General features: G+C 73.6%; 15 protein-coding genes. 11 read left to right on the forward strand and 4 right to left on the reverse strand.

The annotated features are described in order from the left end of the window. Window positions 1-9: 9 nt before the first annotated feature. The 4 genes from ACWCYY_RS02620 to ACWCYY_RS02635 all read right to left on the reverse strand — a co-directional run bounded on the left by ACWCYY_RS02620 (window position 10) and on the right by ACWCYY_RS02635 (window position 5648). On the reverse strand, window positions 10-924 hold the full coding sequence (locus ACWCYY_RS02620; protein ID WP_449794873.1) for an ATP-grasp domain-containing protein: 915 nt from the start codon (window positions 922-924) through the stop codon (window positions 10-12). Then, complete coding sequence (locus ACWCYY_RS02625; RefSeq protein WP_449794874.1) at window positions 921-2009, reverse strand: hypothetical protein; 1089 nt, start codon at window positions 2007-2009, stop codon at window positions 921-923. The genes ACWCYY_RS02620 and ACWCYY_RS02625 overlap by 4 nt, the downstream gene beginning before the upstream one ends. Then, on the reverse strand, window positions 2006-3955 hold the full coding sequence (locus ACWCYY_RS02630) for a M6 family metalloprotease domain-containing protein (RefSeq protein WP_449794875.1): 1950 nt from the start codon (window positions 3953-3955) through the stop codon (window positions 2006-2008). Before ACWCYY_RS02630 ends, ACWCYY_RS02625 begins: the two co-directional genes overlap by 4 nt. Window positions 3956-4151: 196 nt before the next feature. After that, window positions 4152-5648, reverse strand: coding sequence for an alpha/beta hydrolase (locus ACWCYY_RS02635; RefSeq protein WP_449794876.1), 1497 nt, complete (start codon window positions 5646-5648; stop codon window positions 4152-4154). A 297-nt stretch (window positions 5649-5945) separates the two neighbouring features. On the opposite strand from ACWCYY_RS02635, the gene argG reads away from it, so the two are divergent. From argG to ACWCYY_RS02690, 11 genes are all read left to right on the forward strand, one after another. Next, window positions 5946-7400, forward strand: coding sequence for an argininosuccinate synthase (gene argG / locus ACWCYY_RS02640; RefSeq protein ID WP_449794877.1), 1455 nt, complete (start codon window positions 5946-5948; stop codon window positions 7398-7400). A gap of 105 nt (window positions 7401-7505) precedes the next feature. Beyond that, window positions 7506-7826, forward strand: coding sequence for a hypothetical protein (locus tag ACWCYY_RS02645; protein WP_345283408.1), 321 nt, complete (start codon window positions 7506-7508; stop codon window positions 7824-7826). Between the two features lie 48 nt (window positions 7827-7874). Next, entirely contained in the window at window positions 7875-8903 is a 1029-nt protein-coding gene (gene argC, locus ACWCYY_RS02650) for an N-acetyl-gamma-glutamyl-phosphate reductase (RefSeq protein ID WP_345283409.1), read from the forward strand. Next, window positions 8900-10069 carry a bifunctional glutamate N-acetyltransferase/amino-acid acetyltransferase ArgJ gene (gene argJ / locus ACWCYY_RS02655; protein ID WP_449794878.1) on the forward strand — a complete coding sequence of 390 codons (1170 nt, stop codon included), beginning with the start codon at window positions 8900-8902 and terminating at the stop codon, window positions 10067-10069. Before argC ends, argJ begins: the two co-directional genes overlap by 4 nt. Window positions 10070-10145: 76 nt before the next feature. Beyond that, window positions 10146-11021 (forward strand): acetylglutamate kinase, encoded by an 876-nt coding sequence (gene argB / locus ACWCYY_RS02660; protein WP_345283449.1) that lies wholly within the window; start codon window positions 10146-10148, stop codon window positions 11019-11021. Beyond that, window positions 11018-12208 (forward strand): acetylornithine transaminase, encoded by a 1191-nt coding sequence (locus ACWCYY_RS02665; protein WP_345283412.1) that lies wholly within the window; start codon window positions 11018-11020, stop codon window positions 12206-12208. Before argB ends, ACWCYY_RS02665 begins: the two co-directional genes overlap by 4 nt. 24 nt (window positions 12209-12232) lie before the next feature. Then, window positions 12233-12781 carry an arginine repressor gene (locus ACWCYY_RS02670; RefSeq protein ID WP_345283413.1) on the forward strand — a complete coding sequence of 183 codons (549 nt, stop codon included), beginning with the start codon at window positions 12233-12235 and terminating at the stop codon, window positions 12779-12781. 55 nt (window positions 12782-12836) lie between these two features. Then, window positions 12837-13247, forward strand: a complete 411-nt coding sequence (locus ACWCYY_RS02675) for a hypothetical protein (RefSeq protein ID WP_449794879.1) — start codon at window positions 12837-12839, stop codon at window positions 13245-13247. Window positions 13248-13470: 223 nt separating this feature from the next. Beyond that, entirely contained in the window at window positions 13471-14895 is a 1425-nt protein-coding gene (gene argH, locus ACWCYY_RS02680) for an argininosuccinate lyase (protein WP_345283416.1), read from the forward strand. 29 nt (window positions 14896-14924) lie between these two features. Next, on the forward strand, window positions 14925-15245 hold the full coding sequence (locus ACWCYY_RS02685) for an RNA polymerase sigma factor (protein WP_345283418.1): 321 nt from the start codon (window positions 14925-14927) through the stop codon (window positions 15243-15245). 256 nt (window positions 15246-15501) lie between these two features. Continuing rightward, window positions 15502-15996, forward strand: a complete 495-nt coding sequence (locus tag ACWCYY_RS02690; protein WP_345283419.1) for a GNAT family N-acetyltransferase — start codon at window positions 15502-15504, stop codon at window positions 15994-15996. Window positions 15997-16048 lie beyond the last annotated feature (52 nt).

The raw sequence follows: 16048 nt of genomic DNA on the forward strand, positions 1-16048 counted from the left end.
ACCATCGGCTCATGCCTCCACGGTGGTGCGGGCCCCGGCCAGCAGCGCGGCCAGGGCGGCGGCGATCGGCAGGCCGGTGTGCGATTCGTAGTAGCTGTAGGCGGGCATCGGATTCACCTCGAAGCACACCCAAGCACCGTCCGGCCGCCGCCGCAGGTCGATCCCGGCCAGCGGCAGACCCAGTGCGGCGGCCAGTGCCACCGACCGCTCCGCCACCGCCTCCGGCAGCTCGTACGCCGTCAGCTCGGCCCGCCGGCCGTCCCGGTGGGCGTAGCGGTAGTCGACGGCGGTGCTCTCCACCTCGGCGGCGAACACCTCCCGGCCGACCACGTGCACCCGGACGTCCCGGCCCGGCACGTGGGCCTGGAACTGGGTCGGCAGGCCGCGCACCAGGTGCAGGCGTGACTCGTCGTCAGGGGTCAGCTCCCGCACGATCGAGCGGATGCCGCTGACCGACTTGTAGACCACCCGGCCGTGCTCGGCGCGGAACTCCCGCACCTCCTCCGGGTCGTCCGTCACCAGCGTCTCCGGCACCGGGAAGCCGGCGCGGGCGATCAGCTGGGCCTGGTACGGCTTGGACCCGTTGGACTCCATCGCGAGCGGACGGTTCACCACCAGGGCGTCGGCCCAGTCCAGCCAGTCCGTGAACCAGCGGTGGAAGGCCGCCGCCCGGGCCCGCGCCGCAAGGTCGTCTCCCGGGGCGGCCGGCAGCTCCAACGGGCGGGCGTAGACGGCCGAGACCTCGGCCAACGGCACCCGCCGCCCGTCCACGGCCACCAGCCCGGCCAGGCCGGTCCCGCAGACCAAGTCGTACCGGGCCAGCCGGGCCTGATCGATCACCAGGTGCTCGTACCCGGCCGCCCGGGCCGCCTCCACGGCCCGGGTCAGCGGCGGATCGTCGAGCAGCCCGTAGAAGAGGATCACCGCGCCACCTCCCGGGCCGGGCCCAGCAGGCCGGCTGCGCCGGGCGGGGGCTGGGGCAGGGGGCGACGGTCGGCTTTCGGTGCGCCTGCGCCTGCACCTGCGGTTGGGACGGCGACGGCGTCGTGTCCTGGCACCGGGTCGGCGGGAGGGTGGTCCGCAGGCCGGTCGGCCGGCGCCCGCTCCGCGCGCGGCCCTGTCGGGTCCGGTCCGAACGGACCACGGAGCCGCCGGCCCGACGCCACGGCGTCCTCCTGTCGTGTCGTCGGCCCGTCGCAGGCGGTGGCGGCGTCGTGGAGCCAGTCGGCGACGGCGGTGCGGTGGGACCCGGCGGTCAGGGGTGGGTGGAGGTCGACCTCGGTGAGGTGGCCGGTGGGGGTGAAGCGGAGTTCCAGGAGGGTGGTGCCGAGGCGGTCGGCGAGGAGTCTGGCGCGGGGGCCGTAGCGGGCGGCGGCGGGGCCGAGGAGGCGGGGGCCGCAGAGGAGGAGACCGGGCCCGGTGGCCCGGGCGGGGTGGAGCTCGGCCGGGACGGGGGCGCCGGGGCCGCCGGGCCAGTCCAGTTCGCGGACCAGCCGCTCGCCGGGCCCGGCGGCGAGCAGGCCGCCCCGGGTGGCCCGGCCGGTGCGGGCCACCGGCAGGCCGAGGTGCCCGGCCAGCGCGAGGGCGGTGGCGGGGGAGAGCGCGCCCGGGGAGGTGCCGCAGGAGTGGTGCGGGCCGAGCACCCGGGGCCCGAGGCCGAGCAGCCAGCTGGCGAGCAGCGCGTACCGCTCGGCCCGGGCGTAGTCGTGGTCCTTGGCCGAGACGCCGGCCGCCCGGGTCAGCGGAAGGTGCGTCAGGCGGTGCAGCACCGCGCCCACCCCGTCGTCGGCGAGCCGCTCGCCGTCGGGCAGGGTGAGCACGGTGCGGGCGGCCCCGGCGGCGTCCACCCGGTGCGACCACCGGGCCCGGAGCAGCTCTCCGGGCCCGAGCAGCAGCACCCGTCCGCAGCCGGGCCGGCCGGCCAGGGCGCGGGCCACCGAGGCCGCACCCAGGTCGGTCCGGTCGGCCAGCACGAGGACCGTGCGGGGCGCCGCGGGGGCCGGGGTCACTGCGGAGGCAGGTTGTCGAAGGCCCGCTTGGCGGCCGGGTCACCGCCGGCCATGGCCTGCCGGAGACCCTCGGTCTCCGGGTCGTAGACCGGGCCGCCCTGCAGGTCGGGGCGGAGCGAGGACCCGATGAACGGCTCGCCGCCGCCCGCGTCCTGACCGCCGCCCTGGCCACCCTGGCCGTACTGGCCGTACTGCTCGTCCTCGCCGCCCTGACCGCCCGTCAGGGCCTGCTCCACGGCGGCCAGCCGGGCCTGGAGGTCGAGCACCGCCTCGGTCAGCGGGTCGGTGTCCCCGCTGCTGCGCTCGAAGGGGAGCTTGGGCCGCTCGGGCCGCTTGTTCTCGACCCGGTCCTTGATGTCCTTGCGCTCCTTGAAGGGCTCCTTGACCTCCTTCCGGGCGTCCTTGCGCTCCTTGAACGGCTCCTTGAGGTCCTTGAGCCCGTCCTTCAGCTCCTTGCGGGCGTCCTTGAGCTCCTTGCCGCCGTCCTTGAGCTCCTTGACCAGCGGCTTGCCGCAGGAGACGGAGACGGTGGCGGTCATGCTGACCGCCGGGGCGGGGATGCCGGTGACGGAGACGCAGGTGTCGGCGCCCGCGTAGGACTTGGAGCTTGGCGTGCTGCCGGAGCTGAACTCCGTCCGCCCCGCGCTGCCCGGGTACGGGTCGCCGCCGTCGCCGCGGTTGCGGGCCAGCTCCAGGTCGCGGCGGTCGTCGGCCTGGACGAGGCCGACCTTGTAGTGGTTCTCGTCGGTGTTGCCCGGCTTGCTCTCGTCCACGTGCCAGATCAGCAGGCCGGCGCCGGGCAGCGAGACGTCGTAGCCGCTCTGCTGCCGGTTCTCCACCAGGAAGTACTCGTTGCCCCCGGCGCCGTCCTTCCAGAGCCGGTGGACGGTGTGGCTGGACTTGACGTCCTCGAAGGTGACCGGGCCGCCGGAGGTGACCACGGTGGCGCTGGCCCAGCCCTGGTTGACCTTGCACCAGGCGGACGGGTGGGTCGGCACGTCGCCCCCGCCGCCCCAGGAACCGCCGCCCATCAGGCACCAGTTGCCCACGCCCTCGGAGGTGCCGTCGGTGTCGTAGAGGTCGGGGAAACCGAACAGCAGGTGGCCCAGCTCGTGCGCGCAGACGCCGATCTTGGCGTCCTCGGGGATGGTGAGGTAGGCGAACACCTTGGTGCCGTCCACGTTCTGCACGTCGGGCAGGGTCCACTTGTGGGACCAGATGTCGCCAGGGGCGCCGGTGGCCTCCCCGCCGGAGCCGGCGTGCACCACGATGAAGGCGTCCACGAAGCCGTTGCCGTCGTTGTCGTACGGGGTGAAGTCCACCGTCGGGTCGGCGGCCAGCAGCGCGTCACGGGCCATCAGGTGGGCGCGGGGCTCCCCGGTGGGCCGGCCGATGCCGAAGTTCCCGTTGGCGTACCAGGCCAGCGTCTGCGGCAGCCGGAGCGGGCCGACCACCTCGCCGACGATGTCGACCAGACCGTGCGTCACCTCGCGGTAGTACTCCCGGACGGAGCCGTGCGGCAGCTCGCCGAGCGAGAAGAACAGCTTCTCGAAGTGCGCCTGATCGGCCGTCATGTGCTTGTCGGAGAAGTCCGCCAGGACGACCACGACCCGTACCGCGCCGCGCAGCGGGGCCCGCTCGGCCGCCGCCTGCTTGATCGTGGTGTACGGGGTGCCGAGCGGGAACTCCTCGGGCGGGAAGATGGCGCCGTCGTCGAAGCCGAGCCGGTGCGGCGTGCGCCCCACGGTGAACTGGCCGGCCAGTTCGTCCGGGCCGGAGCGCAGCCGGGCCAGCTCCTGCTGGAGCCGGTCGCGGAGCTCCGGGCTGGGTGCCACGGCGCAGAAGTCGGACCAGACGGCCCGGGCCGCCGGCGCGGCCTCGGCTCCGGCTCCGGTACCGACTCCGGCTCTGGCGGCGGGGGTGGAGGGGGAAGGGGACTGGGGCATGGCGGCTCCCTCGGCAGCGGGCTGCGATCTGCTGACTACGCATGGTAGTGAGCCGAGCGCACGTGCGATACCGCCGTCCGGGGGAGCCGCCACGGTGCGCCCCTTGGTGCGCCAGTGCTGTTCGATGACGAATCGTTCCACCGGGCCGTGCGGTGCGAGGTGCCGGGTGCGAGGTGCCGGGTGCCGCCCGCAGGGGTCAGCCGCGGGCCGGCGTCTCCTCGGAGGGGCAGAGCACGTCGCCTGCCGGGCGGCGGCCGGTGGTGAGAAAGGCGGTCACCAGCCGGTCGCCGCAGGCGTTGCCGTTGGCGGCGTAGACGTCGTGGCCGCCGGAGTCGACCGCGACCATCCGGGCCCGGTGGCCGAAGGCCTGACGGAGCTTCAGGGCGCCCGCGTACGGGGTGGCGGGGTCGCGCAGGTTCTGCGCCAGCAGGACGTTGGGCGGGCCGTCCGGGGTGATGCGGACGGGCGGCTCGGCGGGGGCGGGCCAGAACGCGCAGGGCATCACGTTCACCGGCATGCCTGCCGTGAGCGGGTGCTTCGCGCGGGACTCCGCGACGTCCCCGGCGATCGCGGCCGGGTCGCGCGGCCAGGCCACGTCGTTGCAGAGCACGCCGACCGAGACCGCCACGGTGTTCTGCAGCGCCCGGTCCGGCGGCAGCTGCGGCGCGGGCGGGGTGCGGCGCTCCAGCCCGGCCCGCATCAGCTGCGCCAGGGAGGGGAAGCGCTCGTCGTCGTAGAGGGTGTTGAGCAGCGCCTCGCGGAGCGCGTTCCCGTCCAGGGCCTCCGGGTTGGCGCCAGGCCAGGGCAGCGGCTCGCGGTCCAGCCGGGCGGCCAGCTCCAGGAAGAGCGGCCGGACCTGCTCGGGGCGCTCGGCCAGCCGCAGCGGGTTGTCCGGCGCGGCGGCCCAGCGGGCGAAGTCCGGGAACCGGTCCTCGGTGCCCGGCCCGAACGCGGCCAGCCAGCCCCGGCCGACCTTCGCCGGGTCCGGGTCGTCGTTGCTGTCCAGCACCACCCGGTCGGTGCGGTTCGGGAACATCGTGGTGTACACCGCCCCGGCGTAGGTGCCGTAGGAGATGCCCCAGAGCGAGAGCCTGCGCTCCCCGAGGGCCTCCCGGATCCGGTCGATGTCCCGGGCCTCGTTGGCGGTGGAGAGGGTGCGCAGCACCGGGCCGCCGTTGCGCAGGCAGGTCTCCGCGACCCGCCGGGCGGTGTCGGCGTTGGCGGTGGTCGAGCCGTCGGCGGCCGGCCAGGGGCGCAGCTTCGTCATCGACAGGTCCTCGTGCGCCAGCCCGCAGTCCACCGGCGTGCTCCGGCCGACCCCGCGCGGGTCGAAGCCGACCAGGTCGTACATCTCCCGCACCTCGGGCGGCAGTTGCTTCGCGGCCTTGGTCGGCCAGTCGACCGCCCCGCCGCCCGGGCCGCCGGGCACCATCAGCAGCACGCCGCGGCGCCGCTCCGGCCGCTCGGCCGGGATCCGCGAGACGGCCAGGGTGATCCGCTGCCCGCCGGGATCGGCGTGGTCCAGCGGCACCTCGACGGTGGCGCACCGCTGGCGGGGGTCGAGGTCCTTGCCGGGGCAGCTGGTCCAGCTCGGGCGCTGCGGGGCCGCGTCGGCCCGGGGGACGGCGAGTCCGAGGAGCGAGGCGGCCACGGCGGTCGCGGCGGCGAGGGCGGCGATTCGATGCGTTGTCATGCCCCGAAGTCTTCTCCGAACGCCCCGCCCGCCCCATGCGGCCACCAGGCCACTCCGGGGTGGGGTTCTCCCCACCCCAGAACGGGAGTTGACCTCCCGTCAGGCGCTGCCGGAGGAGTCGGCCGGGGGTGCGCGGGGCAGCCGGTGCACGGTGCGCCGCGCGACGGGCGGGGCGCTGCGGCAGTTCGTGACTGTCGGGGTGTCGGGCCGACTGGCAGGATGACGGCTCGGAGACGGTTTCGCGGGGGGCGGCGGAACCGCTTTGCATGGCCATGCATGATGATGCATACTCTTCCCATGTCCAAGGTCCTCACCTCCCTCCCCACCGGCGAGCGCGTCGGTATCGCCTTCTCCGGCGGCCTCGACACCTCGGTGGCCGTCGCCTGGATGCGTGACAAGGGCGCCGTCCCCTGCACGTACACGGCCGACATCGGCCAGTACGACGAGCCCGACATCGCCTCGGTGCCCGGCCGTGCCAACGCCTACGGGGCGGAGATCGCACGCCTGGTGGACTGCAAGGCGGCCCTGGTCGAGGAGGGGCTGGCGGCGCTGGCCTGCGGTGCGTTCCACATCCGCTCCGGCGGCCGGGCGTACTTCAACACCACCCCGCTGGGCCGGGCCGTGACGGGCACCCTGCTGGTCCGGGCGATGCTCGAGGACGGCGTGCAGATCTGGGGCGACGGCTCCACCTACAAGGGCAACGACATCGAGCGGTTCTACCGCTACGGCCTGCTGGCCAACCCGCACCTGCGGATCTACAAGCCCTGGCTGGACGCGGACTTCGTGACCGAGCTGGGCGGCCGCAAGGAGATGTCCGAGTGGCTGGTCGCCCACGGCCTGCCCTACCGGGACTCCACCGAGAAGGCCTACTCCACCGACGCCAACATCTGGGGTGCCACCCACGAGGCCAAGACCCTCGAGCACCTCGACACCGGCATCGAGACCGTCGACCCGATCATGGGCGTCCGGTTCTGGGACCCGTCGGTGGAGATCGCCACCGAGGACGTCACCGTCGCCTTCGAGCAGGGCCGGCCGGTCTCCATCAACGGCAAGACCTTCGCCACCCCGGTCGACCTGGTCATGGAGTCCAACGCGATCGGCGGCCGCCACGGGCTCGGCATGTCCGACCAGATCGAGAACCGGATCATCGAGGCGAAGAGCCGCGGCATCTACGAGGCCCCCGGCCTCGCCCTGCTGCACATCGTCTACGAGCGCCTGGTGAACGCGATCCACAACGAGGACACCATCGCCGCGTACCACAACGAGGGCCGCCGCCTCGGCCGGCTGCTCTACGAGGGCCGCTGGCTGGACCCGCAGGCCCTGATGGTCCGTGAGTCGCTGCAGCGCTGGGTCGGCGCCGCGATCACCGGCGAGGTCACCCTGCGGCTGCGCCGCGGCGAGGACTACTCGATCCTCGACACCAAGGGCCCGGCCCTCAGCTACCACCCGGACAAGCTCTCCATGGAGCGCACCGAGGACGCCGCCTTCGGCCCGGTCGACCGGATCGGCCAGCTGACCATGCGCAACCTCGACATCGCCGACTCCCGCTCCCGCCTGGAGCAGTACGCCGCCCTCGGCCTGGTCGGCGAGGGCCCCGGCGGCCAGAGCTCGATCGGCGCCGCCCAGGCGGCCTCGACCGGCCTGATCGGCGCGATGGACCAGGGCGGAGCCAAGGCCATCGCCTCCACCGTCGAGCCCACCGCCGAGGAGGCGGCCCTCGACCGCGCGGCCATGGAGTCCGGCACCGACTGACCGTCAGCCGCCGCACCCCGTACGGAGCCCGGGCCCCGACAGGCATGACGCCCTGTCGGGGCCCGGTGTGTTCTGCGCACCCCTCCGGCCGTGGAAAACTTAGGTATGCCTAAGTTGCTGCGCTTCTTCTTCGAGTACGGCGTCTCCACCCCGCTCTGGCCCGAGTCCGGCACGCCGGAGGCCCTCGACGGCCCGGTCGAGCCCGAGGAGCTCCCGGTGGAGGACGGGCTGCGGGCGGAGCTGTCGGAGCTGTCAGAGCTCTACCAGTCCTCGCTGGACTGGAACGACCCCGGTGGCCCGTCGCTCTGGAGCGAGGAGCAGTGGGCCGCCTTCCATCCCCGGGCCACCGCGGCCCTGGCGGAGCTGCGCCGGCAGCTCGGCGACGGCTTCGCCGTCCGGGACTGCCGGCTCGACCTTCTTGCATGAATGTTCCGTGCTGCGTATATTCATGCCTAGTCCTAGAGAGGAATCGTCATGGCATTGCGTGTGGCCGTCGCCGGAGCGAGCGGATATGCGGGCGGCGAGGCGCTGCGCCTGCTGCTCGGCCACCCCGAGGTCGAGATCGGCGCACTGACCGGCGGGTCCAACGCCGGGGCGCGGTTCGGTGAGCTGCAGCCGCACCTGCTGCCACTGGCCGACCGGGTGCTGGAGCCGACCACCCCCGAGACGCTGGCCGGGCACGACGTGGTCTTCCTCGGGCTGCCGCACGGCCAGTCCGCCGCCGTCGCCGAGGCGCTCGGCGAGGACGTGCTGGTGGTGGACTGCGGGGCCGACTTCCGGCTCAAGGACGCCGCGGTCTGGGAGAAGTTCTACGGCTCCCCGCACGCCGGTACCTGGCCCTACGGTCTGCCCGAACTCCCCGGCCACCGGGCCGCGTTGAAGGGCACCAAGCGGATCGCCGTGCCGGGCTGCTACCCGACCGCCGTGTCCCTGGCGCTGTTCCCGGCCTACGCCGCCCGCCTCGCCGAGCCGGAGGCGGTGATCACCGCCGCCTCGGGCACCTCCGGCGCCGGCAAGGCGGCCAAGCCGCACCTGCTGGGCAGTGAGGTGATGGGCTCGATGAGCCCGTACGGCGTCGGCGGCGGCCACCGGCACACCCCGGAGATGGCGCAGAACCTCGGCCCCGTCGCGGGGGAGGACGTCACCGTCTCCTTCACCCCCACCCTGGCCCCGATGCCGCGCGGCATCCTGGCCACCTGCAGCGCCAAGGCGAAGCCCGGCACCACAGCCGAGGGCCTGCGCCGCGCGTACGCCGAGGCCTTCGCGGGCGAGCCCTTCGTCCGCCTGCTGCCCGAGGGGCAGTGGCCGCAGACCAGTTCGGTCTACGGCTCCAACGCCGCGCTGGTCCAGGTCGCCCTGGACGAGCACGCCGGGCGGATCGTCGCGATCAGCGCGATCGACAACCTGGTGAAGGGCACCGCCGGCGGCGCGGTGCAGAGCATGAACATCGCCCTCGGCCTCCCCGAGGAGCTCGGCCTCCCCTTGATCGGAGTCGCACCGTGACCACCAGTCAGAACCTCGGCGTCACGGCGGCCAAGGGCTTCCGCGCCGCCGGCGTCACCGCCGGCATCAAGGCCAGCGGCACCCCGGACCTCGCGCTGGTGGTCAACGACGGCCCGCAGCTGGCCGCGGCCGGCGTCTTCACCTCGAACCGGGTCAAGGCCGCCCCCGTGCTCTGGAGCGAGCAGGTGGTGAAGGGCGGTCAGATCTCCGCCGTCGTGCTCAACTCCGGCGGCGCCAACGCCTGCACCGGCCCGGCCGGCTTCCAGGACACCCACGCCACCGCCGAGAAGGTCGCGGCCGAGCTGGGGCTGAACGCGGGCGAGGTGGCGGTCGCCTCCACGGGCCTGATCGGCGTCCGGCTGCCGATGGACATCCTGCTGCCCGGCGTCGAGCGGGCCGCCAAGGCGCTCAGCGAGGACGGCGGCGAGGCCGCCGCGATCGCCATCAAGACCACCGACACCGTGCACAAGACCGCCCAGGTCAGCCAGGGCGGCTGGACGGTCGGCGGGATGGCCAAGGGCGCGGGCATGCTCGCCCCGAGCCTGGCCACCATGCTGGTCGTCATCACCACCGACGCGGTGGTGGACGCCCCCGGCCTGGACGCCGCGCTCCGCTCGGCGACGAACGTCACCTTCGACCGGATCGACTCCGACGGCTGCATGTCGACCAACGACACCGTGCTGCTGCTCGCCTCGGGCGCCTCCGGCGTCACCCCGGACGCGGCGGAGTTCGCCGCCGCGGTGGCCACCGTCAGCGCCGACCTGGCCCGCCAGCTGATCGGCGACGCCGAGGGCGCCTCCAAGGACATCCGGATCGACGTGGTGAACGCGGCCACCGAGGCCGAGGCCGTCGAGGTGGCCCGGACCATCTCCCGGAACAACCTGCTCAAGTGCGCCCTGCACGGCGAGGACCCGAACTGGGGCCGGGTGCTGGCCGCGATCGGCACCACCGCGGCCGCCTTCGACCCGAACCAGCTGAACGTCGCGATCAACGGCGTCTGGGTCTGCAAGGACGGTGGCGTGGGGGAGGACCGCGACCTGGTCGACATGACGGGCCGTGAGATCGTCATCACCGCCGACCTGCGGGCCGGGGAGGCCAAGGCCAGCGTGTGGACCAACGACCTCACCGCGGACTACGTCCACGAGAACAGCGCCTACTCCACCTGAGCCGGGGGACACCCACACCGTGAAGATCGCACCCAAGGGCGAACAGGCCCGGAACAACACCGCGTTGCCCAAGGCGATGACCCTGATCGAGGCGCTGCCCTGGCTGGAGCGCTTCCACGGCAAGACCGTGGTCATCAAGTTCGGCGGCAACGCCATGGTCGACGACTCGCTGAAGTCGGCCTTCGCCCAGGACGTGGTCTTCCTGCGCTACGCCGGGCTGCACCCCGTCGTGGTGCACGGCGGCGGCCCGCAGATCAGCTCGCAGCTGGAGAAGCTGGGCCTGGAGTCCAGCTTCACCGCGGGCCTGCGGGTCACCACCCCCGAGACCATGGACGTGGTCCGGATGGTGCTGGCCGGCCAGGTCCAGCGCGAGCTGGTCGGGCTGCTGAACGAGCACGGCCCGTTCGCGGTCGGCATGACCGGCGAGGACGCCCACACCATGACCGCCGTGAAGCGGTACGCGGTGGTGGACGGCGAGCAGGTCGACATCGGCCTGGTCGGAGACATCGTCAACGTCGAGGCGGGCGCCGTGAAGGCGCTCATCGCCGACGGCCGGATCCCGGTGATCTCCTCGATCGCCCGCGGCACCGACGGCCACGTCTACAACATCAACGCCGACACCGCCGCCTCCGCGATGGCCGTCGCGCTGGGCGCCGAGATGCTGGTGGTGCTCACCGACGTCGAGGGCCTGTACGCCAACTGGCCCGACTCCGACGACGTGATCAGCCAGCTGACGGCCGGTGAGCTGGAGAAGCTGCTGCCCACGCTGGCCAGCGGCATGCTGCCGAAGATGGAGGGCTGTCTGCGCGCCGTCCGCTCCGGCGTCGGCACCGCGCGCGTGCTGGACGGCCGCGTGCAGCACAGCCTGCTGCTGGAGATCTTCACCGACGAGGGCATCGGCACCATGGTGGTGCCGGACGACGACGACACGGTCCTGGGGGGCCTCGCATGACGAACGACCAACTCACCCAGCGGTGGCAGCACTCGCTGATGGACAACTACGGCACCCCCCGGCTCCCGCTGGTCCGCGGCGAGGGCTCGACCTTCTGGGACGCCGACGGCACGGCGTACCTGGACCTGGTCGGCGGCATCGCGGTGAACGCGCTGGGCACCGCCCACCCCGCCATCGTGGAGGCGGTCACCCGGCAGGTCTCCACCCTCGGCCACGTCTCCAACCTCTTCATGGCCGAGCCCACCATCACGCTGGCGGAGAAGCTGCTGGAGCTGGACGGCCGCCCCGGCCGGGTCTTCTTCTGCAACTCCGGCGCCGAGGCCAACGAGGCCGCCTTCAAGATGGGCCGGCTCACCGGCCGCACCCACGTGGTCTCGCTCCAGGGCGCCTTCCACGGCCGCACCATGGGCGCCCTGGCGCTCACCGCCCAGCCCGCCAAGCAGACCCCCTTCCTGCCGCTGCCGGGTGACGTCACCTACGTCCCGTTCGGCGACATCGAGGCGCTGCGGGCGGCCGTCACGGAGGAGACCGCCGCCGTCTTCCTGGAGCCGATCCAGGGCGAGAACGGCGCGATCCCGCTGCCCGAGGGCTACCTGACGGAGGCTCGGGCGATCACCCGGGCCACCGGGACGCTGCTGGTCCTGGACGAGGTGCAGACCGGCATCGGCCGGACCGGCCACTGGTTCGCCCACCAGGCGTACGAGGGCGTCGAGCCGGACGTGGTCACCCTGGCCAAGGGCCTCGGCGGCGGGCTGCCGATCGGCGCCGTGCTGGCCTTCGGCGACGCCGCGGAGCTGCTCCACCCGGGCCACCACGGCACCACCTTCGGGGGGAACCCGGTGGTCGCCGCCGCCGGGCTCGCGGTGCTCGACACCATCGCCTCGCAGGGCCTGCTGGAGCACGTCCAGAAGGTCGGCGAGCAGCTGCGCACCGGCATCGAGGCGCTCGGCCACCCGCTGGTCAGCCACGTCCGGGGCGCCGGGCTGCTGCTCGGCATCGTGCTCAACTCGCCGGTCTCGGCGCAGATCCAGGCCGCCGCCCAGGCCGCGGGCTTCCTGGTGAACGCGGCCGTGCCGGACGCGGTGCGGCTCGTCCCGCCGCTCGTGCTCACCGAGGCGGAGGCCGCCTCGTTCCTGGCCGCCCTGCCGGAGATCCTGAACAGCGTCACCCCTGACGCGAACGTCTGAGCGGACTCCGGGAGAATCTTCGCCATGACCGCATCCAGCTCCGACCAGTCCGCCGCCGGGCCGACGCCGCAGGTCCCGCAGACCCGCACGGCCCGGCACCGGAGGATCGTCGACCTGTTGACCCGTCAGCCCGTCCGCTCGCAGAGCCAGTTGGCCAAGCTGCTCGCCGACGACGGCCTGGTGGTCACCCAGGCGACCCTCTCGCGGGACCTGGACGAGCTGGGTGCGGTGAAGATCCGCAACCGCGACGGCGCCCTGATCTACGCCGTCCCCGCCGAGGGCGGCGACCGCACCCCCCGCGCCCCCATGGGCGAATCCGCCACCGAGGGCCGGATGGCCCGCCTGGCCGGCGAGCTCATGGTCTCCGCCACCGCCTCCGGCAACCTCGTCGTCCTGCGCACCCCGCCCGGCGCCGCCCAGTTCCTCGCCTCCGCCATCGACCAGGCCGAGGTCTTCGAGATCATCGGCACCATCGCCGGCGACGACACCGTCCTCCTCATCAGCCGCGACCCCTTCGGCGGCCAGGCCCTCGCCGACCACCTCATGCAACTCGCCCAGGCCAAGGCCCAGTGACCCCCACGCCCGTCCCGCCACCGCAGCGGGGCGGGCGCCGCCACGAGGAGCCCCGATGACCGGCCAGACGGTACGCATCCCCGCACCGTGCGACTGCGGCGCCCTGGCGGAGCGTCAGGTGAACCAGTTCGTCCACTGCGGCGAACTGTGGTGGGACGCCGAGTTCCGCTGCGCCGCCTGCGACGCCTACCTGTGCGAGCACGCCGGCCCCGGCGACCCGCCCTCCGCCGGCTGGCGCCCCGCCCTGCTCGCCGCCAACGGCCCCACCCACCTGCGCCTGGGCCCGGTGCCGAGCCTCGTCCCGGTCCTCAAGACCTTCCGCGAGCTCACGGGCGCGCCGCTCGGGGAGGCCCGCCGGCTCGCCGAGGAACTGACCGGCGGCGGCACGACGGGCACCCTGGCCGAGATGGAGCTCCTCCGTGCCCGGCTGCAGCACCACGGCCTCCACGCCGACCTGACCCCATAGCGAACCCCCGCCCCGCCACGGGCTCCCCTCCCCACGGCCCGCCCCCGCCGCAGGCGATGACCACCCCGCCCTTCCTCCGCCCTCCGAGCCCGCCGCAGGCGATGACCACCCCGCCCTTCCTCCGCCCTCCGAGCCCGCCGCAGGCGACACCCGTTTGGTGTTTCATGCGATGCAGTGCATACTTATGCCAATCCTCGTACAGTCACCCGAAGGAGCCCACGCGATGACCGCCGACCAGAATGCCGACGTCCGCCTCTGGGGCGCCCGCTTCGCCGACGGCCCCTCGGAGGCGCTGGCCAAGCTGTCCGCCTCGGTGCACTTCGACTGGCGGCTCGCGCCGTACGACATCGCCGGGTCGAAGGCCCACGCCCGGGTGCTGCACAAGGCGGGGCTGCTGACCGAGGAGGAGCTGGGCGGGATGCTGGCCGGCCTCGACCAGCTGCTCGCCGACGTCCAGGCCGGCACCTTCACCGGGACCGTCGCCGACGAGGACGTGCACACCGCGCTGGAGCGGGGCCTGCTGGAGCGCCTCGGCCCGGACCTCGGCGGCAAGCTGCGGGCCGGCCGGTCGCGGAACGACCAGATCGCCACCCTGTTCCGGATGTACCTGCGGGACCACGCGAAGATCATCGGCGGTCTGCTGCTGGACCTGCAGCACGCCCTGGTCGGCCTGGCCGAGGCGCACCCCGCCACCGCGATGCCCGGCCGCACCCACCTGCAGCACGCGCAGCCGGTGCTCTTCGCCCACCACGTCCTCGCGCACGTGCAGGCCCTCGGCCGGGACGCCGAGCGGCTGCGCCAGTGGGACGCCCGCACCGCCGTCTCGCCGTACGGCTCCGGTGCCCTGGCCGGGTCCTCGCTCGGGCTGGACCCGGAGCAGGTCGCGGCCGAGCTCGGCTTCGAGGGCGGTTCGGTGGGCAACTCGATCGACGGGACCGCCTCGCGGGACTTCGTCGCGGAGTTCGCCTTCGTGACCGCGATGATCGGGATCAACCTCTCCCGGATCGCCGAGGAGGTGATCATCTGGAACACCAAGGAGTTCGGCTTCATCACGCTGCACGACGCCTTCTCCACGGGCTCCTCGATCATGCCGCAGAAGAAGAACCCGGACATCGCCGAGCTGGCCCGGGGCAAGTCCGGCCGCCTGATCGGCAACCTGACCGGCCTGCTGGCCACCCTCAAGGCGCTGCCGCTGGCCTACAACCGGGACCTCCAGGAGGACAAGGAGCCGGTCTTCGACTCCTGCGACACCCTCGAGGTCCTGCTCCCGGCGTTCACCGGCATGATGGCGACCCTGACGGTGCACCGGGAGCGGCTGGAGGAGCTGGCCCCGGCCGGCTTCTCGCTCGCCACCGACATCGCCGAGTGGCTGGTGAAGCAGGGCGTGCCGTTCCGGGTGGCGCACGAGGTCGCGGGTGCCTGCGTCAAGGTCTGCGAGGGCCAGGGGATCGAGCTCTCGGACCTGACGGACCAGCAGTTCGCGGAGATCAGCGGGCACCTGACGCCGGAGGTCCGCTCGGTGCTCAGCGTGCACGGCGCGATCGCCTCCCGCAGCGGGCGGGGCGGCACCGCCCCGTCGGCGGTGGCGGTCCAGCTGGCCGAGCTCAAGGCCGACCTGGCCGCCCAGCAGGAGTGGGTCCAGGGCTGACGTTCACTCGCGGAGGGGCACCCCCAGGGGTGCCCCTCCGTCGTTTCCCGGGTGTGATCCGCTACGCCGAACTCCACCCGGAGAACCCCGCCGTCACCCGGACGGAGTGGACCGTGCCCTCCGCCGAGGACCAGGCGCTCGCCGCCGCCAGGGCGCGCGCGGTGCGCCGCGCGCTGGCCGTCCTGCCCGGGCGCTGCCCCGAACTGATGACCGCGCTGGCCGAGTCGCCCGAACTGACGTACCGCCAACTCGCCGCGCGGCTGGGCCTCCCGCGCGGCAGTATCGGACCGACCCGCTCGCGCTGTCTGGCCTGCCTGCGCGCCCTCCTGCACAACGAGCGGCCGGAGTGACCCTCGCCACGTCCAGGCCACGGGAGGGTTGCCGCCGGCGGGCCGGTGGGTAGAGCGGTGGCGAACGCGTCCTTGACGCCTCCTCACCCGGCCCGATACTGGGCGTGCGCGCAGAGCCGGTTCCGGAGGACAGCCGGGACGCGTCTGCGCGACCCCCGGTCAGGGCGGATCCCCGGCCGGGCAATCCTTCGGCAGGGCGACCGGTGCGGAACCCTCACCGCGCGCACCGGAACCAACGATGGGGAGGCCCCCGCACATGGGCATGAGCGTGAACATCTCGGTGGCGAGCGTGGAGGACGCGGAGGCGATCCTCAAGCTCCAGTACCTCGGCTACCAGTCCGAGGCCGAACTGTACGGAGACTGGGCGATCGAACCGCTGACCCAGACCCTGGAGAGTCTGCGCGCGGAGCTGACGGAGCGCCACGTCCTGGTGGCCCGCCTCGGCGACGAGATCGTCGGCACCGTCCGCGGCTCGGTGGACGAGGACGGCACGGCGCACATCGGCCGTCTGGTGGTGCACCCCCGGATGCAGCGGCACGGCCTCGGCGGCCGGCTCCTGGAGGCGGTGGAGCGCCGTCTGCACGAGCAGCACACCGTCGGCTCGTACCAGCTCTTCACCGGCCACCGCAGCCTGGGCAACCTCCGCCTCTACGCCCGCCACGGCTACCGGCAGACCACCGTCCGCGAGGTCTCCGGCCGGCTGAGCGTGGTCACCCTGGAGAAGCACCCGCCGGTCGCCGCCGCTGCCTGAACCACCCCTCACGACACCCACGGCGCCCTGACCGAACCCTCGGTCGGGGCGC

This window comes from Kitasatospora sp. NPDC001664 (genome assembly GCF_053596675.1).

What these genes read in the sequence shown, in the direction of transcription:
- ACWCYY_RS02630 (WP_449794875.1), bottom strand. Translation starts at nt 3,955, where the DNA reads ATGCCCCAGTCCCCTTCCCCCTCCACCCCCGCCGCCAGAGCCGGAGTC.
- ACWCYY_RS02635 (WP_449794876.1), bottom strand. Translation starts at nt 5,648, where the DNA reads ATGACAACGCATCGAATCGCCGCCCTCGCCGCCGCGACCGCCGTGGCC.
- argG (WP_449794877.1), top strand. Translation starts at nt 5,946, where the DNA reads ATGTCCAAGGTCCTCACCTCCCTCCCCACCGGCGAGCGCGTCGGTATC.
- ACWCYY_RS02645 (WP_345283408.1), top strand. Translation starts at nt 7,506, where the DNA reads ATGCCTAAGTTGCTGCGCTTCTTCTTCGAGTACGGCGTCTCCACCCCG.
- argC (WP_345283409.1), top strand. Translation starts at nt 7,875, where the DNA reads ATGGCATTGCGTGTGGCCGTCGCCGGAGCGAGCGGATATGCGGGCGGC.
- argB (WP_345283449.1), top strand. Translation starts at nt 10,146, where the DNA reads ATGACCCTGATCGAGGCGCTGCCCTGGCTGGAGCGCTTCCACGGCAAG.
- ACWCYY_RS02665 (WP_345283412.1), top strand. Translation starts at nt 11,018, where the DNA reads ATGACGAACGACCAACTCACCCAGCGGTGGCAGCACTCGCTGATGGAC.
- ACWCYY_RS02670 (WP_345283413.1), top strand. Translation starts at nt 12,233, where the DNA reads ATGACCGCATCCAGCTCCGACCAGTCCGCCGCCGGGCCGACGCCGCAG.
- ACWCYY_RS02675 (WP_449794879.1), top strand. Translation starts at nt 12,837, where the DNA reads ATGACCGGCCAGACGGTACGCATCCCCGCACCGTGCGACTGCGGCGCC.
- argH (WP_345283416.1), top strand. Translation starts at nt 13,471, where the DNA reads ATGACCGCCGACCAGAATGCCGACGTCCGCCTCTGGGGCGCCCGCTTC.
- ACWCYY_RS02690 (WP_345283419.1), top strand. Translation starts at nt 15,502, where the DNA reads ATGGGCATGAGCGTGAACATCTCGGTGGCGAGCGTGGAGGACGCGGAG.